Origin of the sequence: Specibacter sp. RAF43, from assembly GCF_052114065.1 — a bacterium.
GTDB lineage: Bacteria > Actinomycetota > Actinomycetes > Actinomycetales > Micrococcaceae > Specibacter.
Genome location: NZ_JBFREA010000004.1, coordinates 1 through 20,209, shown reverse-complemented (window position 1 = coordinate 20,209; position 20,209 = coordinate 1). Strand labels below are relative to the sequence as shown.

At 68.2% G+C, this 20,209-nt stretch carries 21 protein-coding genes, 1 tRNA gene and 1 pseudogene; 7 read left to right on the top strand and 16 right to left on the bottom strand.

Annotation, left to right across the window (positions count from 1 at the left end; all coding sequences use genetic code 11):
- Window positions 1-45 precede the first annotated feature (45 nt).
- Together AB4Y80_RS03235 and AB4Y80_RS03230 are read right to left on the bottom strand one after the other, a co-directional pair.
- Window positions 46-1,275, bottom strand: coding sequence for an MFS transporter (locus AB4Y80_RS03235; protein ID WP_442211893.1), 1,230 nt, complete (start codon window positions 1,273-1,275; stop codon window positions 46-48).
- A gap of 48 nt (window positions 1,276-1,323) precedes the next feature.
- Complete coding sequence (locus AB4Y80_RS03230; protein ID WP_442211892.1) at window positions 1,324-1,755, bottom strand: MarR family winged helix-turn-helix transcriptional regulator; 432 nt, start codon at window positions 1,753-1,755, stop codon at window positions 1,324-1,326.
- 57 nt (window positions 1,756-1,812) lie between these two features.
- On the opposite strand from AB4Y80_RS03230, the gene AB4Y80_RS03225 reads away from it, so the two are divergent.
- Both AB4Y80_RS03225 and AB4Y80_RS03220 read left to right on the top strand, forming a co-directional pair.
- On the top strand, window positions 1,813-2,442 hold the full coding sequence (locus tag AB4Y80_RS03225; RefSeq protein WP_442211891.1) for a GNAT family N-acetyltransferase: 630 nt from the start codon (window positions 1,813-1,815) through the stop codon (window positions 2,440-2,442).
- Window positions 2,439-2,684, top strand: a complete 246-nt coding sequence (locus AB4Y80_RS03220) for a hypothetical protein (protein WP_442211890.1) — start codon at window positions 2,439-2,441, stop codon at window positions 2,682-2,684. Before AB4Y80_RS03225 ends, AB4Y80_RS03220 begins: the two co-directional genes overlap by 4 nt.
- 77 nt (window positions 2,685-2,761) lie before the next feature.
- Here AB4Y80_RS03220 and AB4Y80_RS03215 read toward each other — a convergent pair whose 3' ends face one another.
- From AB4Y80_RS03215 to AB4Y80_RS03205, 3 genes are all read right to left on the bottom strand, one after another.
- Entirely contained in the window at window positions 2,762-3,364 is a 603-nt protein-coding gene (locus tag AB4Y80_RS03215; RefSeq protein ID WP_442211889.1) for a hypothetical protein, read from the bottom strand.
- Between the two features lie 138 nt (window positions 3,365-3,502).
- Window positions 3,503-3,587, bottom strand: a tRNA-Tyr gene (locus AB4Y80_RS03210).
- 118 nt (window positions 3,588-3,705) lie between these two features.
- Window positions 3,706-4,017, bottom strand: a complete 312-nt coding sequence (locus AB4Y80_RS03205) for a hypothetical protein (protein ID WP_442211888.1) — start codon at window positions 4,015-4,017, stop codon at window positions 3,706-3,708.
- Window positions 4,018-4,204: 187 nt separating this feature from the next.
- On the opposite strand from AB4Y80_RS03205, the gene AB4Y80_RS03200 reads away from it, so the two are divergent.
- A complete protein-coding gene (locus tag AB4Y80_RS03200) occupies window positions 4,205-4,693 on the top strand; it encodes a YajQ family cyclic di-GMP-binding protein (protein WP_442211887.1) in 489 nt (162 codons plus the stop codon).
- 118 nt (window positions 4,694-4,811) lie between these two features.
- On the top strand, window positions 4,812-5,621 hold the full coding sequence (locus AB4Y80_RS03195) for a VOC family protein (protein WP_442211886.1): 810 nt from the start codon (window positions 4,812-4,814) through the stop codon (window positions 5,619-5,621).
- Here AB4Y80_RS03195 and AB4Y80_RS03190 read toward each other — a convergent pair.
- The 3 genes from AB4Y80_RS03190 to AB4Y80_RS03180 are packed head-to-tail and all read right to left on the bottom strand — an operon-like array spanning window position 5,588 to window position 8,299.
- Window positions 5,588-6,256: a response regulator gene (locus AB4Y80_RS03190; RefSeq protein ID WP_442211885.1), complete on the bottom strand. Its 669-nt coding sequence runs from the start codon at window positions 6,254-6,256 to the stop codon at window positions 5,588-5,590. The two genes, AB4Y80_RS03195 and AB4Y80_RS03190, sit on opposite strands and share 34 nt — an antisense overlap.
- Window positions 6,253-7,611, bottom strand: a complete 1,359-nt coding sequence (locus tag AB4Y80_RS03185) for a sensor histidine kinase (protein ID WP_442211884.1) — start codon at window positions 7,609-7,611, stop codon at window positions 6,253-6,255. Before AB4Y80_RS03185 ends, AB4Y80_RS03190 begins: the two co-directional genes overlap by 4 nt.
- Window positions 7,598-8,299: a histidine phosphatase family protein gene (locus AB4Y80_RS03180; RefSeq protein WP_442211883.1), complete on the bottom strand. Its 702-nt coding sequence runs from the start codon at window positions 8,297-8,299 to the stop codon at window positions 7,598-7,600. The genes AB4Y80_RS03185 and AB4Y80_RS03180 overlap by 14 nt, the downstream gene beginning before the upstream one ends.
- Window positions 8,300-8,459: 160 nt before the next feature.
- Here AB4Y80_RS03180 and AB4Y80_RS03175 point away from each other — a divergent pair, with 160 nt between their 5' ends.
- Window positions 8,460-9,587: an aminotransferase class V-fold PLP-dependent enzyme gene (locus tag AB4Y80_RS03175; RefSeq protein WP_442211882.1), complete on the top strand. Its 1,128-nt coding sequence runs from the start codon at window positions 8,460-8,462 to the stop codon at window positions 9,585-9,587.
- A 50-nt stretch (window positions 9,588-9,637) separates the two neighbouring features.
- On the opposite strand, the gene htpX is transcribed toward AB4Y80_RS03175, so the two are convergent.
- A complete protein-coding gene (gene htpX / locus AB4Y80_RS03170) occupies window positions 9,638-10,507 on the bottom strand; it encodes a zinc metalloprotease HtpX (RefSeq protein WP_442211881.1) in 870 nt (289 codons plus the stop codon).
- A 95-nt stretch (window positions 10,508-10,602) separates the two neighbouring features.
- Window positions 10,603-11,892, bottom strand: a complete 1,290-nt coding sequence (locus tag AB4Y80_RS03165) for an MFS transporter (RefSeq protein WP_442211880.1) — start codon at window positions 11,890-11,892, stop codon at window positions 10,603-10,605.
- A gap of 78 nt (window positions 11,893-11,970) precedes the next feature.
- Here AB4Y80_RS03165 and AB4Y80_RS03160 point away from each other — a divergent pair, with 78 nt between their 5' ends.
- On the top strand, window positions 11,971-12,357 hold the full coding sequence (locus tag AB4Y80_RS03160; RefSeq protein ID WP_442211879.1) for an ankyrin repeat domain-containing protein: 387 nt from the start codon (window positions 11,971-11,973) through the stop codon (window positions 12,355-12,357).
- 235 nt (window positions 12,358-12,592) lie between these two features.
- On the opposite strand, the gene AB4Y80_RS03155 is transcribed toward AB4Y80_RS03160, so the two are convergent.
- Together AB4Y80_RS03155 and AB4Y80_RS03150 are read right to left on the bottom strand one after the other, a co-directional pair.
- Window positions 12,593-14,059, bottom strand: a complete 1,467-nt coding sequence (locus tag AB4Y80_RS03155; RefSeq protein ID WP_442211878.1) for a catalase — start codon at window positions 14,057-14,059, stop codon at window positions 12,593-12,595.
- Window positions 14,060-14,103: 44 nt separating this feature from the next.
- Window positions 14,104-14,532: a Fur family transcriptional regulator gene (locus AB4Y80_RS03150; RefSeq protein WP_442211877.1), complete on the bottom strand. Its 429-nt coding sequence runs from the start codon at window positions 14,530-14,532 to the stop codon at window positions 14,104-14,106.
- A gap of 147 nt (window positions 14,533-14,679) precedes the next feature.
- On the opposite strand from AB4Y80_RS03150, the gene AB4Y80_RS03145 reads away from it, so the two are divergent.
- Entirely contained in the window at window positions 14,680-15,315 is a 636-nt protein-coding gene (locus AB4Y80_RS03145; RefSeq protein WP_442211876.1) for a DUF2461 domain-containing protein, read from the top strand.
- Between the two features lie 51 nt (window positions 15,316-15,366).
- On the opposite strand, the gene AB4Y80_RS03140 is transcribed toward AB4Y80_RS03145, so the two are convergent.
- The 4 genes and pseudogenes from AB4Y80_RS03140 to AB4Y80_RS03125 form a co-directional block, all read right to left on the bottom strand.
- The gene (locus AB4Y80_RS03140; RefSeq protein WP_442211875.1) at window positions 15,367-16,137 is read right to left on the bottom strand and encodes an oxygenase MpaB family protein; all 771 of its coding nucleotides are present in this window, start codon (window positions 16,135-16,137) and stop codon (window positions 15,367-15,369) included.
- Between the two features lie 102 nt (window positions 16,138-16,239).
- Complete coding sequence (locus AB4Y80_RS03135) at window positions 16,240-17,751, bottom strand: amino acid permease (RefSeq protein ID WP_442211874.1); 1,512 nt, start codon at window positions 17,749-17,751, stop codon at window positions 16,240-16,242.
- Between the two features lie 138 nt (window positions 17,752-17,889).
- Window positions 17,890-19,290, bottom strand: coding sequence for a mycothione reductase (locus AB4Y80_RS03130; protein WP_442211873.1), 1,401 nt, complete (start codon window positions 19,288-19,290; stop codon window positions 17,890-17,892).
- A 49-nt stretch (window positions 19,291-19,339) separates the two neighbouring features.
- Window positions 19,340-20,209, bottom strand: a pseudogene (locus tag AB4Y80_RS03125) (pyridine nucleotide-disulfide oxidoreductase); the annotation flags it as partial.

Genomic DNA, 20,209 nt, shown 5'->3' with positions numbered 1-20,209 from the left:
AGGCTGGCTATAAATTTCGCTCAGCGCGTGAGCGCCCGGGCGGCCCTACACTCCGTGGGGCTCGTGTGCCGTCAGGTACCTGCGTCCGCCAAAGATGACGGCGGCACTGACCAGGACCGCAAGGGCGGCGACGAAAAACGTGACGCTTGCGTTGGAGTGCTCGGCGATCTTCGCGGCCAGGAACGGCGCCATGGCCCCGCCCATCCAGCGCACGAAGTTGTAGCCGGCGCTGGCGACGGGCCGCGGGGAGTCCGAGACGGACATGGCCAGTTCGGTGAAGAGCGTGTTGTTGATGCCCAGCAGCGCCCCGGAGATGATCGTCAGGGCCACGATCGCCGGCACCGAGTGCCCGGCGGCCAGGGCCAGTCCCGCCAACACGACCATCAGGCCCAGCAGCGATCCCATGAGGGCCCGCGTGGGGCCGAACCGGCGCTGTACAAGTGGCGCCACGAAAACGGAAAACACCGCCACGGCCACGCCCCAGCCGAAGTACACCGACCCAATGCCGTAGGCGTCAAAGCCCAGGATGAAGGGCACGAACGCCAGGATGGTGAAGAAGCCGTAGTTGTAAAACAGGGCGCTGCCGGCGGTGGTGCGCAGGCCCTTGTGCCCGAGCGCCAGCAGCGGATCGCGCAGCCGGGTCTTCTTCGCGGGCGCCGGTGTCGCGGGCAGCAAGATGATCAACAGCACAAACGCGATGGCCATGGCCGTTGCCGTGCCGAAGAACGGCGCCCGCCATTGCCAGCCGCCCAGCAGCGCGCCCATGAGCGGGCCAAGGGACAGGCCCAGGCCCAGCGCGGCCTCGTACAAAATGATCGCGGTGGCCGCACCGCCGGAGGCAACGCCCACCATGACTGCCAGCGACGTCGCCACGAACAGCGCATTGCCCAGCCCCCAGCCGGCCCGGAACCCGACGAGCTCACCGACCGTGTTGGACATGCCGGAGAGGGCCGCGAAGACCACAATCACGGACAGCCCAATCAGCAGCGTCTTCTTGCCGCCGATCCGCGAGGAAACAAATCCGGTGACCAGCATGGCGATGGCCGTGACCAAGAAATAGCTGGTGAACAGCAGTGAAACCTCACTGGGCGTGGCCCGCAGGTTCGCCGCGATGGCCGGCAGAATCGGGTCAACCAGTCCGATGCCCATGAACGCGAAGACGGCCGCGAAGGCCACCGCCCACACGGCCCTGGGCTGCTTGAGCATCGAGAGTTTCTCATCGACACGTGCGGTTTCGATCCCGCGGGTTGTGCTTTCCGCCGTCTTGGCCTGCACGTTTTCTCCTCTATGGCTGGTTCAAATACCTGGTGGGCAGGATGCCGCTCAGGTGGTCAGTGCCGCGTTGAGCTTCGCAATGGCGGCAATGGCGTTGGATATGGCGAGGCGTTCCTCGTCGCTGAGCGTCTCGAGCGCCTCCGCGATGGTTGCGTTGCGCCGTGCGTTGGCCGCGCCGAGCTGCGCCCGGCCGGCGTCCGTGAGCCGGACCAGAACCACGCGGGCATCGGAGTCATCGGCGATGCGCTCCACGAGGCCGGCGGCCTCGAGCTTGATGACCTGCTCGGTGGCACTGGGCACCCGAATGCCCGAATACCGGGCGATCGCGCTGACCCGCATGGGATCGGCGGCAACCATGTTCAAGGTGCTGACCTGGCGCGTAGTGAGCTCTCCGTCGGCATCAAGGGAGCGCACCAGGTAGACGGCCTGGCGCAGGATGTCGCGGTAGCGCCCCGCCAACTGCAGAAGTTCCTCACTCATAGTTAGGCAGTCTAATAATTAGATTGCCTAACTGTCAAGGCGAACTAGGATGGCCCCATGGAATTGAGTTCGGAGCGCCTGGTCTTGCGTGAGTTCACGGAAGCGGACTTCGACGCCGTGCATGCCTTTGCCTCCGACCCCCGGACGTCGATCTTCGTGGAATGGGGCCCCAACACACGACGGGACACCGGAGACTTCCTGGACTTTTGCGCCAAGACTGCCCGGGCGATCCCGCGCACCGGCTACACCCTGGCCGTCACGGTCGCGGCCGGCCCGCCCATCGGTTCGATTGGCCTGACGCTGGGCGCCGGCAACCAGGCGGACATCGGGTACGTGCTGGGCCACGAGTGCTGGGGCCACGGCTACGCGACGGAGGCGGCCCGGGCCATGCTCACCTTCGGCTTCTCCACTCTGCGCCTGGGGCGCATCACGGCCACCTGCCGGCCGGAAAATACCGCCTCCGCCGGCGTCCTGCGCAAGCTGGGCATGCAACAGGTGGGCCACCGCAAAAATGACCGGCTGATCCGCGGGACATGGCTTGATTCGCTCGTCTTTGCGATCGACGCCGCCGATTGCCCGCCGGCCCGCTCCCGCCAGGACCCCACGACACCCCGAGTTCACGGCTCGTTCACCCCGAGCGGGCACGATTGCGGTGTTAGCCATCTCAAGAACCTGGAGGAATCATGACCCGACCCAGCCATCACCGTTCCATCGACCACCTCGGCGACCACGAACTGTGGCCCGCCCTGGCCCCGGACCAGCCGGTGGCCCTCGTCAATGACCGCGGCTGGCGGCTGTCCGGCCGCGTGGAAACCGTGACCCGCGACCGCCAGTGCCTGTGGATCCAGCTCGACGCCGGCATGGGACGACAGCTGATCCATCACCAGGACGGCTTCACCTTGGAAGCGGGGTCCCCCGCGTCTCGATAAGTGCCACCCAATGCCAAGGCCCGGCCCCGTCCAGGGATCGGGCACGCGTGTTTAAGAACTGCCGCCGCACCGGGCGGCTACTCCTCCGGGCCAATCATGGAAACGAATTCCCGAGCCTGGTCCTCGGCAATGTCGGCGTGGCGACGCAGCAGTGCGGCTGCGTCGTCGTAATTCCCGCCCAGCGCGAGGGAGCGGATCTGCTGGAAAATGTCCTCGTTGAGCCGGGTGCTGGCCACCTCGCGGACCTCCTCGCCACGGGAGACGATGGCCCGGTAGCGGTACCCGGCCGGGACGCCGGTGCGGGCGGGCGGGGCCGGGGCGCTCCAGCCGGGCTCCGGCGCCGGCTGCGGGAATTGCCCCAGGGCCGTCACCGCCGCGGCCGACTCCCGCAGTGAGGATTTGGTGGCGTGCCGGTATTCCTTGATGGCACCGACCACCTGCTGCTGTGCAATGAGTGAATAGATGCTTCGGTGCTGCTCGGGCGTGAGCCGGGCACTGGCCTCGGCCGCCATGCTGCGGGTGATCTGGACGCCCTTGCGCGTGGCTTGCGTGCCGCGCGCCTTCCGCGCCCGGGGTGCGACGACGTCCCGCCCGCCCTGCGGACCGGTGCCTTTTCGGCCGAGCACCCGGGCCACGAGGATGACTGCGAGGCAAACGATCACAAGGATGACGAGTGGCACGACGAATTTCATGGCTTAACTGTAGTTCGCCGCGGCGCAACCGGGTCCCGCTCCCCGGGTTTCGGCGGCCTTGGCGGCCGGAGAAATGCAAAAAGCCCGGAACGTCACGGCGTGGCGTGAGGTTCCGGGCTTTTTCAATGGTGGCAGATACTGGATTCGAACCAGTGAAGGCGTTGCCAGCTGATTTACAGTCAGCCCCCTTTGGCCACTCGGGTAATCTGCCATTCTCTGCCGCACTCCCAGGGAGTCCGGCACCCGCACCCAGCAAGTGGGAGCAGTAAAACAATACAAGGAATTTGGCCAAGAATCGAATCGGGCAAATCGGCCGCGAAAATCTCCCCCTAGGTACCGGCCTGGATCCGCCGGACCAGCTGGTTTTCTAGGAATGCGGCCTGTTCGGCGGTCACCTGCCGCAGGGCCACGGCCCGGGCCATGTCCTCCTGCACCCCGGCAATCCGCGAGGTCACGGACGCGGAGGCGGGGGCCGGAGCGGTGCCCGGAGCGGACAGCACGGTGACGGCCGCCAGGGTCGCGGCGGCCACCGCGGTGCCGACACTTGCCTTCACCCCCGGACGGGACTTGGCCCCGCCCACAGGCAGGGGCGCGGGCGCCGCGGTGGCGGGTGCCGGCGTCGTACGTCGTGGCTTGCTCATCGGTCCTCCTGGTTGCCGTGCTCTTACAGGGCACAACGATGCCGGGGGCGAATGTGCTCCCGCCGAACGTCCGCTTGGAGCGAACTGTGAACGGCGCGCGGCCGCACGGACCGGGGCGCCGGCGGCCGGGCCAGCTAGGCTAGAAGGCAAATCTAGGTAGTCAAAACCGCGAGCAAGTGGAGGAACCATGGCCAGTGAGTCAACGTTCGACGTCGTGAGCAAGGTCGACAAGCAAGAGGTCGCCAATGCGCTGCACCAGGCCCAAAAGGAAGTCGCCCAGCGCTACGATTTCAAGGGCGTCGGCGCGGAGATCGACTTCAGCGGGGAGAAGATCCTGTTGAAGGCCAACTCGGAGGAGCGCGTCAAGGCCGTCATGGACGTCTTTGAATCCAAATTGATCAAGCGCGGCATTTCGCTGAAGTCGCTCGATGCCGGGGAGCCGTACGCGTCCGGCAAGGAGTACCGGCTGGAAGCGGGGATCGTCGAAGGCATCGCCCAGGACGTGGCGAAAAAGATCAACAAGCTGATCCGCGAGGAGGGGCCCAAGGGCGTCAAGTCCACCATCCAGGGCGATGAACTGCGCGTGAGCTCCAAGAGCCGCGACGACCTCCAGGAGGTCATGGCGCTGCTGCGCAAGTTTGACGAGGCCGACCTGCAGTTCGTGAACCTGCGCTAGCCGCGAACAAACACCCGGTGAACTCCCAGCCGGCGGGCGCCCCTGCACCCTTGTCCGGCCATGGCGCAGCGCATAGGCTCTGCACTATTCCCATTCCGTCACTTGCGCAGGAGTTCCCATGAGCACCATAGACATTCCGGCCGGAGCCCCCTGTTGGGTGGACCTCATGACCTCCGATACCACCCGGGCCCGGGCGTTTTACGCGGCGCTTTTCGGGTGGACGTACGAAGTCGGGGACGAGGAAACGTACGGCGGCTACATCGTGGCGTCCAAGGACGGCAAGACCGTGGCCGGGCTGATGCAAAGCAACCAGGACGACGGCGGCTACCCGGACATGTGGACGACCTACCTGCGCGTGAATGACATCGCGGCCACCGTCGCCGCGGCCACCGCGGCCGGCGGCGTGACCTACATGGCCCCGATGGACGTGCCCGAACAAGGCAAGATGGCCATGCTGGGCGATCCGGGCGGCGCGGCCGTGGGCGTGTGGGAATTCGGCGGCCACACCGGCTTCCAGGCCCACGCCAAAACCGGCGCGGCCGTCTGGCACGAGCTCTGGAGCAAGAACTATCCGGCGGCCGTGAAGTTTTACCAGGACGTGTTTGGCTGGGAAACCAGCGTTCTTGGCGACACCCCCCAGTTCCGGTACGTGACCCTGGGCGCGGGTGACGCGGCCAAGGCCGGCATCCTGGACGCCAGCAACGATCTTCCCGAGCAGGTCCCCTCCAACTGGCAGGTGTACTTCCAGGTGGACGACGTCGATGCCTCCGTCGCGACCGCGCTCGCCCTGGGTGCCACGGTGGTCCGGCCCGCGGAGGACAGTCCCTTTGGCCGGATTGCCGGACTGACGGACCCCACCGGGGCGATGTTCAAGATCACCCAGCCGCCGGCCGATCAGCCGCCGGGCTCGACCAGTCCGGTGTCGTAGGCGAGCACCACGGCCTGAACGCGGTCCCGCAGTTCCAGCTTGCCCAGGATCTTGCTCACATGGGTCTTGACGGTTTGTTGGGCGATGAAGAGCGCGGCCGCGATCTCCTGGTTGGAGAACCCGCGCCCAATGAGCGTCATGACCTCCAGTTCGCGTTCGGTCAGCCCGCACAACCGTTCGCGGGACGGTGCCGGGCGGGAGCCGGATTGGGCAAATTGCTCAATGAGCCGCCTGGTCACCGACGGCGCCAGCAGGGCGTCGCCCGCGGCCACGATGCGCACGGCCGCCACGAGGTCCTCGGCGAGCGCGTCCTTGAGCAGGAAGCCGCTGGCACCGAGCCGGAGGGCGTCGTACACGTAGTCGTCCACGTCAAAGGTGGTCAGCATCAGCACATGGACGGGGGCGTCGTCGCCGCTCCGGGCCAGGATCCGCCGGGCCGCCTCCAGCCCGTCCATGACGGGCATGCGGACATCCATGAGCACCACGTCGGGGTGGTGCTCGGCGGCCAGTTCCACGGCCGCGGCCCCGTCCTCGGCCTGGCCCACCACCTCGATGTCCGCCTGGGCGCCCAGGAGCGCGGCGAATCCCTCCCGAACCATGGCCTGGTCGTCCACCACCAATACTCGAATGCTCACGTTGCGATCTTTCCGGTCCGGGCCTTGTTGATGCTGATCAGCGGCAGGGTCGCCACGACGGAGAAGCCGCCGCCGGGCGTCGGCACGGCGGTGACCGCGCCTCCGACGATCGTCGCCCGCTCCCGCATGCCGATCAACCCCTGCCCCACGTGGGAGCCGCGGTCCAGCTGGGCCATGACCGAGCCAAGGGCGGAGGGCGAATTGACCACCGTCACCTTCAGCCGGTCCTGGGTTGTCGCCAGGGAAATATGCACCGTGGCGCCCGGGGCGTGGCGGATGACGTTGCTCAGCGCCTCCTGCACGATGCGGTAGGCCGTGAGCGCAATGACCTCGCCCACGCTGCCCACCTCGACGCCGGACAGGTCGGGCTCGGCGACGGCCACCCCGGCGGTGCGCGCGGAGGCGACCAGCCCGGGCAGGTCGCCCAGCCCGGGCTGGGGACCCATCTCGCGCCCGGCCTCGGCGTTGCGCAGCGAGCCGAGCATGCTGCGCATCTCGGCCATCGCGCGGCGCGAGTTGTCCGCGATGTCCTCAAACTCCCGCTTCAGATCCTCCGTCAGACCCGGGTGCCGGTACGTGGCGGTGGTGGCCTGGACCACCACCACGGACATGCCGTGCGCCACGACGTCGTGCAGCTCGCGGGCGATCCGGGTGCGCTCCTCGGCCAGCCGGCGCCGGGATTGTTCCTCGGCACTGAGGGTGCGCTCCGCGGCAAGTTCCGCCCGCAGGTGCTGCCATTGCTGGGCCACGACGGCGGAGACCATCAGCCCGCCGGAAACCGCGGCGAAGATGACCACGTTGATCTGGGCGCCCTCGGACTGTCCGCCCGGCAGGGACAGGTAGTTGGAGCTGACCCCCACGCCAACGCTGGCCAGCCAGGCGCCGGCCGCCAGCATCCAGTGGCTGCGCAGCCCGGCCACGCAGATGACCAGCACCTGGGTCACCATCGCCACCACGCTGAACGGCATGGGCACGGCGCCGTGCGGATCCGAGACCAGGGGCATGATCACCATCGGCACCAGGGAGACCAGCACGCCCGCCGCGGGCCGGGCCGCGGTCAGCCCCAGCGACGCCGAATGCAAGATCGCCATGCCCAGGCCAAACGGGAGCACCATCCGGTACAGGGTCATGTTGAGCGGGGCGCCCACCGCCAGCAACGTGATGCACACGGCGGCGGTGGCCAGCCACACCCAGCTGAGCTTCTTCAGCCGCCACAGGTTCACGGTGCTGAACGGCGCCTGCACCGCAAGTGCCGAAGAGTGGGGGGCATGGCCCGCGCCCGCAGGACCGGTGGCCGCGCCCGCCTGGCCGGACCCGCCTCCCGGGCGGGGGGTCCCGGGCTTACCCCTGGTCATGGCCGGTGACGATTTCACTCGCGGCGAGGTCCGCCGTCGGCCCGTCAAAGTCCGTGCCGGTCAACCCGCCGGCCGGGGTGCCGCGCCATTGGGTGATCTTCCAGCCGCCGCGGCCGGAAACTTTTCCGGGCGTGCCTTCCAGCGAGACGATGCCCGTGTTGGAGAGCTCATGGTATTTGACGTCGGTCCAGTCCAGGTTGGTGGCGCGGTAGCCGGCCCAGAACCGGATCATGGCACCGTGGCTGACCATGGCGACCGCCCCGCCGTCGGCCGCCTCCGCCGCCTCCCGCACCACCGCGTCAAAGCGCGCCAGGACGTCGTGGCCGGTGTCGGCGCCGGGCATGCGGACGGCCAGGTCGCCGGACAGCCAGGACCTCACCGTGCCCAGGTAGGCCTTGAGGGAGTCTCGGTCTCCCCTGAGCTCGAGGTCGCCGGCGCTGATCTCGCGCAGCCCCTCCCGCACTCGGGGGGCCAGTTGTCGCTGCGCCGCCAGCGGCGCCGCGGTGAGCGCCGTGCGGGTCAGGTTGGAGACGTAGAGGGCGTTGATTTCCTCGTCCCGGAGATCGCCCGCCACCGCGGCCGCCTGCCGGTGGCCCAGCGGGGTCAGGGCCGCCCCGGGGACGGCGGTGTCCAGCAGGTTCAGGATGTTGTTGGGCGTCTGGCCGTGCCGAATCAAAATCAGTCGCATGCCTCCATTCTGTCCTACTGCCCGGTGCGAAAGGAACGATCCCGGCCACCGGCCGGCCGGGTCAGTACCGCGCTTGCGCAACCCGGCGGGTGCGCTAACGTTTGGTGCGTGGCCGGAACCTGGCAGACGGCCGCTCCCTCCACGCAAAGGACGCCCCGCCATGCAGTCATCGTCAGTGCTTCCGCCGGACTATCTTTCGGCGTTTGGCGAGCAGCCCGGTTATTTGAACTTCGCCAGCTACGGCCCGCCGTCCGGCCGGGTCCTGGCCACGGCCTCGGCCTTGATGGCCCTGGCCGCGGGCGGCGGCGTCGGGGCCAGCGAGCGCCTGCACGCCGAGGATGTGCGGGCCCGGCGGGTCTTTTCCCGCCTGAGCRGATTTGCGTTTGACCGGGTCGCCTTGATCCCGGCGGCCTCCTACGGGCTCTTTCAGCTGGCCTTTGGACTCGACGGCGGCCAGGTCTTGGTCGGGGCGGGCGAATTTCCCGCCAACGTCTACCCGTGGCTGCGTGCGGGGCAGGCCGGGGCCGCCCGCGTGCGCCTCATGGGCGGGGTCGGGCAGCATGTCACGGCGGAGCTGGTGCGGGAGGCGCTGGGGCCGGAGACGACGGCGGTTGCCGTCAGCGCCGTCGACTTCCGCACCGGCTACCGTGCCGATTTGGCCGGCATCCGCGAGGCCATGGGCCCGGACCGGTTGCTGCTGGTGGATGGCATCCAGGGTTTTGGCGTGGCGGACATCGACTGGTCCGTGGCCGACGCCCTGGTGACGGGCAGCCAAAAGTGGGTGCGCGGCGGCTGGGGTGCCGGTGCCATGGCGTTCTCGGCGGCCGGGCTGGAGCGCATCCGTCCCGCCCTGGGCGGCTGGAACGGCGTTGTAAACCCCACACGCTACGACGCCGTCGAGCACGCGCCCCGCCAGGACGCCCTCAAGTTCAACGTCTCCAACCTGTCCCCGTTTGCCACCGGCGCCTTCGCCACGGCCCTGGAGCTCATTGAGGAGGCGGGAGTTGCCCGGATTGCCGCCCGCGTCGAGGACTCCGCGGCTTTCCTGATTGAGCGCCTGGCCGACGCCGGCGTGCACGTCCGCTCGCCCCGGGACCCTGCGCGGCGGGCCGGGATCGTGGTGGCCGGTTTTCCCGACGGCAACGCCGCCGAGGCCCACACGGCCCTCGCCCTGGCCGGGTTCACGGCCACCCTGCACGGCCCGGACCGGATCCGGCTGGCCGTCCACGCCACCACCGACCGGGCGTCGCTGACACACGCCGCCCTGATCCTCGCCGCCTTCGCCTAGCCCGTCCCCTGCGTTGGGCCCTCACCTGCGTTGGGCCCTCACGAAGGGGCTTATTGCAGCGGGCGGCCGGCCATCTTCTCCAGCCGGGCGATGCGATCGGCCATGGGCGGGTGGGTCGAGAACAGCTTGCGGGCGCCGCCGTTGCGGAACGGGTTGGCGATCATGAGGTGGCTGGTGTTGACCAGTTTTTGGTCCTCCGGCAGGGGTGCGCGCTGGACGCCGAGTTCGAGTTTGCGTAGCGCGGAGGCCAGGGCCAGGGGATCGTCGGTGAGCCGGGCGCCGTCTTCGTCGGCGTCGTATTCGCGGGTGCGGCTGATGGCCAGCTGGATCATGGAGGCCGCAAGCGGGGCCAGCAGCGCCATGGCGATCATGGCGATCGGGTTGGCGTTCCGGCGGTCGCCCCCGCCGAAGAACAGCATCAGCTGCGCCACGGAGGTGATGACCCCGGCGACCGCGGCGGCGACCGAAGAGGAGAGGATGTCGCGGTTGTACACGTGCATGAGTTCGTGGCCCAGGACGCCGCGCAGTTCGCGCTCGTCGAGCAGGTCCAGGATGCCCTCGGTGCAGCACACGGCCGCGTTCTGCGGGTTGCGGCCCGTGGCGAAGGCGTTGGGCGCCTGCGTGGGTGAGAGGTAGATGGCCGGCATGGGCTGGTTGGCCTTGACGGAAAGCTCGCGGACAATCCGGTAGATCCCGGGCGCCTGGGCCTCCGTGACCGGGTAGGCCTGCATGGACCGGATGGCGATCTTGTCACTGTTCCAGTAGCCGTACGCCGTGGTGCCGACGCCGATCAGCGCGAAGATCCACAGCGGCGCGGAGCTGCCCGTCCCGCCGGCGATGGTCGCGCCGATGCCCAGCAGTACCGCCCACAGCACCCCGAAAAGGGCCGCGGTCTTGAGCCCGTTGAAATGCCTGTGCACCGATTGTCCTCCCGTTGCATCCGTCCCTGTTGTCTTAAGTCGTCTTATGTTGTCAACGATTTTGGCCGGGGCAATGTTCCCGGCGGGGCTCCCGGTCAAGGCTCCGGGTGGCGGGCGTCGTAGCGCACGAATCCGCGCTGCCACGCGGCCAGCCCCCAGACCGCCGCAATGCAGAGGGCACCGCCGATGACGGCCGCCCATCCCTCCCCGCGCCACTGCCCCACGGTGCCGGCAAAGGCGTCGCCCAGCCGGGGTCCGCCGGTCACTACCACCACGAAAATGCCCTGCAACCGTCCGCGGAGGTGGTCCGGGGTGGCGGACTGCAAAATGGTGGAGCGGAACACGGAGCTGATGGAGTCGGCCACCCCCGCGACGACCAGCGCCGCCACCGCACCCACAAGCCAGGGCGAGGTCCCGGCGTCGTCCCGGTGACCGGCGGCCAGGACGGTGCCGCCCAGGGCCACAATGGCCGCACCCCACAACGTGATGGACCAAATGACGGCCAGCCCCTGGCGGCGCACCTGGCCCAGCGGACCGGACAACAGCGCGGCCAGGAAGGAACCGGCGGCAATGGCGGCCAGCAGGAGGCCCGCCGTTTGCTCGCCGCCGCCCAGCCAGACCGCACCGATGGCCGGGAGGAGGGCGCGGGGCAGGGCAAAGACCATGGCGCACATGTCCACCAGGAACGTCATGCGCACGTTGTGCCGGCTGCCAAGGAACCGGAACCCCTCCAGCACCGATGTGAGGCCGGCGCGCCGGATGGTGCCGTCTCCGCCGTGGATGGGCAGGGGCGGCAGCGGCGGGAGCTTGAACAGCGCCCACAGCGACGCCGTGAAGGTGAGCACGTCGACCGTATACGTCCAGCCGTACCCGACGTTGGCCACCAGGATGCCGGCCAGCAAGGGGCCGAGGGTGGTTCCCAGGCCCATGACGATCATGCTCAGGGCATTGGCGGCCGGCAGCAGCTCCAGGCGCACCAGGCGGGGCACGATCGCGCTGCGGGCTGAGCCGTTCACGCCGGCCGCCGCCGACTGGACGGCCACCAGCGCGTACAGGATCCAGGTGGCCTCCAGCTGTAGCCAGGCCTGCAACGCGATGGCGATCGTCACCAGCCAGAGGGCGGTGGAGGACAGCAGGGCCACGGTGCGGCGGTCGTGGGCATCGGCGATCGAGCCCCCGTACAGCCCGGAAAACACCAGCGGGATCAGGGCCACCAGGCCCAGCATGCCCACGGCCAGCGTGGAGCCGGTCAGGTCGTACACCTGCAGGCTGACCGCCACCACGGTCAGCTGCGTGCCAATCGAGGACAACCCGTTGCCCACCCACAGCCGCAGATATGCCGGGCTTTCCCGCAGCGGGGTGATGTCGGCAAGGAGTCTGGGCACGGCTTTATCCTAGTGTGGGCCGGGAGCGGGTCCGGGCCACGGCGGGACCTGCGGGCCGCGATCGCCTAGGCTTGAGGCGTGAGCAATGAACCCACTCTTAACGATGATCAGCGCGCCCAACTGGTGCGGATGGCCATGGACCTGGCCCGGGACGGGGCCACGGCGGAGCTGGCGGAATTCCTGGACCACGGACTGGACGCAAACGTGGTGGGGGACGGCGGCAACACGCTGGTGATGCTCGCCGCCTACAACGGCCGGATCGAGACGGTCGGCATGTTGTTGAAGCGTGGCGCCGACCCCGACATCCGCAATGACCGGGACCAAACCCCCATCGCCGGGGCGTTGTTCAAGGGCGAGGACGCCGTGGTGGCCGCCTTGCGGGCCGCCGGCGCCGACCTCGACGCCGGAACGCCCTCCGCCCGCGCCGCCGCCGCCATGTTTGGCCGCGAACACCTCCTGGCCTGAGGCCCCTCCGGCACGGCGGGACGGCCGCGACACGGGCCCCCGCTCGCGAAGACGACCCCGCGCCGCGACACAGACCATTGGCCGCAAGAACGCTGTTGCCCAGCCACTACCTCGCGGGCCAGGGTCTGCTTCGCGGGGCGGGGTCTGCCACACCGGGCGTGCCGGCGTCGGCCGCGAGAGACAAGACTGCCCGGGACCGGCCGTGGGGGCCGGTCCCGGGCAGTGTCATGGGAACCTAGCCCTTGGACGCCTGCAGGGCCTCGATCGCCTTGCGAACACCTTCACCGTAGGCGGGATCCGCCTGGGTGCAGTTGTAGATGTGTCGCTCGATCGTGGCCTGGGATGCCCCGTCGATGGCGCGCGCGGTGTTCTCGAAGAGCACCTGGCGCTGCTCCTGCGTCATCTTTTCGCGGAAGAGGATGCCGGGCTGCTCGAAGTAGTTCGCATCGTCCTGGCGGTAGTTGAAGCGGTCGGCCACCGCACCAACGGCGTGGGCGGGCTCGGCGTAGGCGGGCTGCTCGGCCCAGCGGCCGTAGGAGTTCGGCTCGATGCCGGGGGTGCGGCCCTGGTTCCCGTCCACGCGCATGGCACCGTCGCGGTGGTAGGAGTTGACGGGGTTCTTCGGGGCGTTCACCGGGATCTGGTGGTGGTTCACGCCGAGGCGGTAGCGCTGGGCGTCGCCGTAGGAGAAGAGGCGGCCCTGGAGCATGCGGTCCGGGGAGAAGCTGATGCCGGGAACCACGTGGGCCGGGGAGAAGGCGGCCTGCTCGACGTCGGCAAAGTAGTTCTCCGCGTTGCGGTTCAGTTCCCATTCGCCCACCTCGATCAGCGGGTAGTCCTTCTTGGACCAGACCTTGGTCAGGTCGAACGGGTGGTACTTGTAGGTCTCCGCGTCGGCCTCGGGCATGATCTGGACCATGAGCTTCCACTTCGGGAAGTCGCCGTTCTCGATTGCGTCGAACAGGTCGCGCTGGTGCGATTCGCGGTCGGCACCCACGAGGGCCCCGGCTTCCTCGTCGGTGAGGTTCTTGATGCCCTGCTGGTTGACGTGGTGGAACTTGACCCAGAAACGCTCGCCTTCGGCGTTGATCAGGCTGTAGGTGTGTGAGCCGAAGCCGTGCATGTGGCGGTAGGACGCCGGGATGCCGCGGTCGGACATGACGATCGTGACCTGGTGCAGGGACTCGGGCAGGTTCGTCCAGAAGTCCCAGTTGTTCTCGGCGCTGCGCAGGTTGGTGCGTGGGTCGCGCTTGACGGCGTGGTTCAGGTCGGGGAACTTCAGCGGGTCGCGSARGAAGAACACGGGGGTGTTGTTGCCCACCAGGTCCCAGTTGCCTTCCTCGGTGTAGAACTTCACGGCGAAGCCGCGGATGTCACGTTCGGCGTCGGCGGCGCCGCGCTCACCGGCCACGGTGGAGAAGCGGGCGAACATCTCCGTCTGCTTGCCCACYTCGGAGAAGATCTTGGCGCTGGAGTAGCGGGAGATGTCGTTGGTGACCGTAAACGTGCCAAACGCGCCCGAGCCCTTGGCGTGCATGCGACGCTCGGGGATGACCTCGCGGTCAAAGTGGGCCATCTTTTCCAGGAACCAAACATCCTGCAGAAGCATGGGGCCGCGGGGGCCGGCGGTCAGGCTGTCTTGGTTGTTGGCAACCGGCGCACCGGCAACGGTGGTCAGCGGCAAGGTGTTGTCGTTAGCCATGTTTATTGTTTGCTCCTAGTGGGATTGTTTGGTTTTGCAGGGTGTTAGGTCTTGGCGTCGGTGCAGTTCGGGCAGGTGCCCCAGTAGATGACCTCGGCCTCGTCAATGGTGAATCCGTGGCTGTCGGAGGCGTGCAGGCACGGCGCCGCGCCGACGGCACAGTCGACGTCGGCGATGTCCCCGCACGAGCGGCAGATCGCGTGATGGTGGTTGTCGCCCACGCGGGCCTCATAGCGGGCCGGCGAACCCGCCGGCTCGATCCGGTGCACCAAATGGGCGTCGGTCAGTGCCCCGAGCACGTCATAGACGGCCTGCCGGGACACCGCGCCCAGCTGCGTCCGAACCGCCCCAAGGACGGTGTCGGCGTCAGCGTGCGGATGGGCGCGGACCGCCTCAAGCACGGCAACCCGCGGACGGGTCACGCGCAGCGCAGCGGCCCGCAACATGTCCTCGGGATTCCGTAGTTCGACCATGTGCCCCACCCTTTCATGCTTTTTGGACTGAGTCCAATAAAGTCTTGTTCGGCGAGTCGTCCTCCACAGGCACACCCGGCCCGCCGCCGTCCACAGCGTCGGTGGTCCCTCTGGTCTTGCCCACCCGGTTTCCGTACTATCCAAAGTATGAGGACATTTGCCGGCATTCCAACAGCAGCGATCGAGTTTTATGCCGAACTTGAGGACAACAACAACCGAGACTGGTGGTTGGCCCACAAGGATCAGTACGACGCCGTCGTGAAGCTGCCGCTGGAAAGCCTCCTGGCGGAACTGGCCCCGGTCTTTGGCCCGGCCAAGATCTTCCGGCCGTACCGGGATGTGCGGTTTTCACCGGACAAGTCCCCGTACAAGACCGCCCAGGGCGCCTTTGTGTCCAACTACGAGGGTGTTGGCTTCTACGTTCAGGTTAGCGCCGACGGCCTGCTCGTGGGCGGCGGCTACCACTCCCACTCCCCCGCGCAGCTGGCCCGGTTCCGCATGGCCGTGGATGCGCCCACCAGCGGGGCCGGGCTGGCCACCATCGTCCGCGCCTTGGCGGAGGCCGGTTTCTCAGTCGACGGGGAGTTGCTCAAGACGGTGCCGCGCGGCTTTGCGAAGGATCATCCCCGGGCGGAGCTGCTCAAGCACAAGACGCTCAGCGGCTCCGTCGTGCTGGGCCGGCCGGACTGGCTGGCCACGGCCGGGGCGCAGCAGGAGATTTCCGCCCGGTGGGAACAGTTGCGTCCGCTCGTGGACTGGGTGATCCGGTACGCGGCGCCGTAGGGCCGGCGCCTGCGGCATGGGGAAGTCGGCGCATGCCGCACATGGGGAAAGTCAGCGCAGACGCTTCATGTAGTGCCGCATGGGGGCGTGGCGAATGCGCGTCGGGGTCACCCGGACCAGGAGCGCCGCCATCCGGAAGGTTGCCGCGAGCAGCTTCTCCTTCCGGGGCGACCAGGAGAGGCCGTATTGTTCCCGCACGCCGGCGGGGAGCAGCCCCGCCGTGATGAAGCGGGCCAGCGGCATGAGTGTCCTGATCCAGGGCGGCGCCTGCCGGGCGGCCAGCAACTCCCGGGCCACGCCGCGGATCGTGGGGTCAACCGACAGCGCCGCCACCTGCCGCTCCCAATATGCGGCGAAGTCGCGGCGGCTGGCGGGCCACAGATCGGCGGGYATGCCCAGGGCGGTGCCCAGCACGGCATGTTGGCGGTACACCGTCTCGGCAACGTCCGGGGGCAGGGCCGGGAACACGGCGTCGTGCACGCGCATGGTGGTCTCGTACAGGGTGGCGGCGACCCACAACTGGAGTTGCGGGTCGGCGGCGGAATATGGGGGCACGGAGCCGGCGGATTCGACGGGCAGGTGCGCCCGCTGTACACGGCTTTTCACCAGGCGCTGCTGGGCCGGGGTGCCGTTGGTGAGCGCATAGGCGTAGCTGAGCGTCCGGTGCAGCCGGGGCAGGGGGTCCGCGGCAAAGCCGGAGTGCCGGGCCACGGCGTGCCCCACGGCGGGGTTGGCCAGCTGCAGCAAGATGGCCCGGCCCGCCCCGGCCAGCAGGACGGCCTCCGGGGCCAGGTCCGCGATATCCGTCACGGTCGTGCGCATGTTGACCTCCTCACCATGCAAAGGGCGCCGTTGCAGACATCCACTGTTGCTCATTCCCCAGCGGATTTCCACAACGGCGCCCCGGCGATGCCGGTTTGGCCGCTAGCGGCTCAACCCGACCGGCACCTTTTCCGCAAGAGCGCTCGCTTGCTTGCGGCCCAGGCGCGAATTCCAGTGTCCGTAGGAGAAGTAGATGATCAGCCCGAGCCCCACCCAGCAGGCGAAGAACACCCACGTCACGGTGGCCAGGTTGAACATCAAGTAGATGCACAGCAGGGCCGAGACGACGGGGATCACCGGGCCGAACGGAACCCTGAACGACGGCTTGAGGTCCGGGCGCTTGCGGCGCAACACCAGGATGCCGATGCTGACCATGACGAAGGCGCTCAGCGTGCCGATGTTGATCATCTCGCTCAGGAGTTCCACGGGCGTGAACCCGGCCAGCAGGGCGACGACGCCGCCGCACAGGATCTGCGTGCGGGCGGGCGTGCCCCGCTTCGCCGAGGTGCGGCTGAGCGCCCGGGGCAGCATCCCGTCGCGGCTCATGGCCATGCTGACCCGGGCCAGGCCCATGAGCAGCACCATGATGACGGTGGTCAGGCCGATGAGCGAGCCGAGCGAGATGATCACGACGGCCCAGTCCGCCCCGACCAGGTGGAAGGCCGTGGCCAGCGACGGCTCCGCCTCCGCGGCCAGGTCCTTGTAGGACACCATGCCGGTGACCACCAGGGTGACCAGAATGTACAAGACGGTGACTACGGCCAGGCCGGCGAAGATGCCCCGCGGCAGGGTCTTGGCCGGGTTCTTCACCTCTTCGGCGCTGGTGGCGACGACGTCGAAGCCGATGAAGGCGAAGAAGACAAGGGCGGCGCCGGAAATGATGCCGGTGAAACCGTACATGGCCGGGGTGGCGCCGGTGAGGAAGGACAGGAACGGCTGCGTGGCCCAGGAGGCGTCGGTGGCCGGGGCAGGTTGGGAGGCCGGCACGAACGGGGCGAAGTTGGCCGACTTTACATAGAAGAACCCGACCACGATCACGAACAGCACAATGCCGATCTTGATCATGGTGAACACGTTGTTGATGCGGGCGGAGAGCTTGGTGCCCAGGACCAGTATCACGGTGAACGCGGCCACCACGACCAGCGGCCCCCAATACACGGGCAGCCCGAACAGGGAGACACTGGCGGGAATGTCGAGGTGCATCACCTGAAGGAAGTCGCTGAGGTAGACGCCCCAGTACTTGGCGATCACCGAGGCGGCCATGAGGAGTTCCAGGATGAGGTTCCAACCGATGACCCAGGCCATGAGCTCGCCCATGGTTGCGTAGGTGAATACGTAGGCGCTGCCGGTGACGGGGATCGCGGTGGCGAATTCCGCGTAGCACATCACGGCCAGCGCACAGGTGACGGCGGCCAGCACGAAGGAGACGGTGACGGCCGGGCCGGCGTAGCTTGCGGCCGCCTTGGCCCCAACCGAAAAGATGCCGGCGCCGACCGCCACGGCAATGCCCATGATCATCAGGTCCCAGGTGCTCAGGGTCCGTTTCAGGGTGCGGCCGGGCTCATCGGCGTCGGAGATGGAGTGCTCAATGGATTTAGTTCGGAACAAGTTCATGGAAATCGCTTAATCTTCGGTTTTTTTCAACCCCACGACTTTACCGAAGCACTAGCAGAAAAATCTTGTTACACCGAGCCCTTCTCACTATGTGAGATGCAAATCCCGTCCCTTGGCGCCCCCGGCACGGCAGCCACCTCAGTCCTGCGGCGCGCCCAGCCCGAGCAGCGCGTTCTCCACCAACTCCGAGAGGGCCGGGTGGATCCAGTACTGGCCGCGGGCCACCTCATGGGCGGACTGTCCGAAGGACATGGCCTGGATCAGCGGCTGGATGACCGTGGCCGCCTCGGGTCCGATCGCGTGGGCGCCCAGCAACTGTCCGGTTGCCGGGTCGGCCAGCACCTTCAAAAAGTGCCCCGTGTCCTCCCGGGCCCAGCCGGCGGCAATGTCCGCATAGGCCTGGGTGGCGACCAGATAGGGAATGTTGTGTTTGCGGGCATACCGTTCGGTGATCCCCACGGACGCGATCTGCGGATCGGCGAAGACCGCAGCCGGGACGAAACGGTGGTCCGCCCGGATCGGGGTGCCGGGATGGGCCAGATTGTGCTTGACCACACGCGCCTCATGGTTGGCCACATGCTTGAGCTGGTGCTGCGAGGACACGTCCCCCAGGGCGTAGATGCCCTCGGCGGTGGTCTGCTGGAAGTCGTCCACGATCACGCGGCCACGGCCGTCCAACTCAATCCCCGCCGCCGCAGCATCCAGGTGCTCGCCGTTGGGCCGGCGCCCGGCGGCGACCAGCAGCACGTCCGCTTCGATGCGCTGCGGCCCCTCACGGGTCGCCACGTCCAGGAGGACCCCCGCGCCGGACCGGGACACGGATCGCACGGTTGTCTCCAGCAGGACCCGGTACCGGGCGGATGCCTCCTTCGTGAACTGTTCGGAGATGTCCGTGTCCTGGGCGCGCAGCAGCCGCGGCCCGCGGGCAATCTGGGTGACGTCCACCCCGAAGGCGGAGAACACGTGGGCGAACTCCGCGGCGATGTACCCGCCGCCGAGGATGGCAAGGCGCTCCGGCAGCGCCTCCAGGCGCATGATGGTGTCCGAGGTGTGGAACGGCACGCCGCCGTCGGCCAGCCCGGGGATCTCGGGAACCACTGCCCACGACCCGGCGGCCAGCACAAACTTCTCGCCGGTGATCTGGACGGTCCCGCCGTCGTGCTTGGCAATGCGCAGCGTCTTGGGCCCGGTGAAGGCGCCCCGCCCGGCAAACACGGTCACGTTGGGACATTCGGGCCCCTCCCGGTAGGCCCGCCCGGCGGCCTCGATGGCGTCGAGGCGCCCGAAGATGCGCTCGCGAATCCCGGCCCAGTCGACGGCGTCCAGGGTCAGCTCGACGCCGAGCGGGCGCCCGTGCCGGGATGCCGCGGCGAGCTCGGCGGGGTGCACGAACATCTTGGTCGGGATGCAGCCGACGTTCAGGCAGGTCCCGCCAAAGAGGCCGTCCTCGACGATGGCAATGCTCCAGTGCCCAAACTCGGGGCCGGGGATCGAATTGCCGGACCCGGTGCCGATGATGACGAGGTCGAAATGGGGCACGTGCGCCTGCTTCCTGTTGCCGCGTGGTCCCGGCACCGGTGGGGCGGGCCTATTTGGTGGAGATGTTGACCATTTGTTCGCGGTCGACGACCTTGACGCGTTCGCGCACGACCTCCAGGCCCGGCTCGGGCACGTAGGTGGCACCCAGGTGGCGCTCATGGGCGTCCAGCTTGTTCCAGCCCTCCCACGTGGTGTAGATCACGCCGCGCGATTCCAGCAGCTGAACGATCTCGTTTTCGCCAGGGTGCWCCGCCACGGGCAGGCTCATCCGGTCCTCGAGCAGGCAGCCGATGGTTTCCAGGGCGTCGCCCTTGGTGCTGCCGATCAGGCCGACGGGGCCGCGCTTAATCCAGCCCGTCGCGTACAGCCCGGGGACGGGAGCGCCGTCCCCGTCCAGCACCCGACCGGCCTCGTTGGGGATCACGCCGCGCCGGGCGTCAAACTCCACGTCCGGCAGGGCCGAGCCAAAGTACCCCACGGTCCGGTAGACGGCCTGCACCGGGTAGGTGAGCAGCTCGCCSGTGCCGCGGGCGTTGCCGGTGCCGTCCAGCTCRKTGCGCTCAAAGGTGATGGCGCTGACCTTCCCGTTTTSGCCCAGGATTTCCACCGGSKTGTGCAGGAAGTGCAGGTGCAGGCGSCGGGACGCCGGGACCCGCGTCGGATCGTGCTCCTCGGCCAGCCAGTTGGTCAGCGTGTTGACCATGGTCTTGACCTGGTTGTTGGTCTTGATSGCGGCATCGGAGGCCTCGTCAAAGTCGAAGTCSTCSTCRTAGAGCACGATGTCCACGTCGCGTGAATGGGACAGCTCCCGCAATTCCAGCGGCGTGAACTTCACCTGGGCGGGGCCGCGGCGGCCAAAGATGTGCACATCGGTGACGGGCGACGCCTTCAGCCCGGCGTACACGTTCTCCGGGATCTC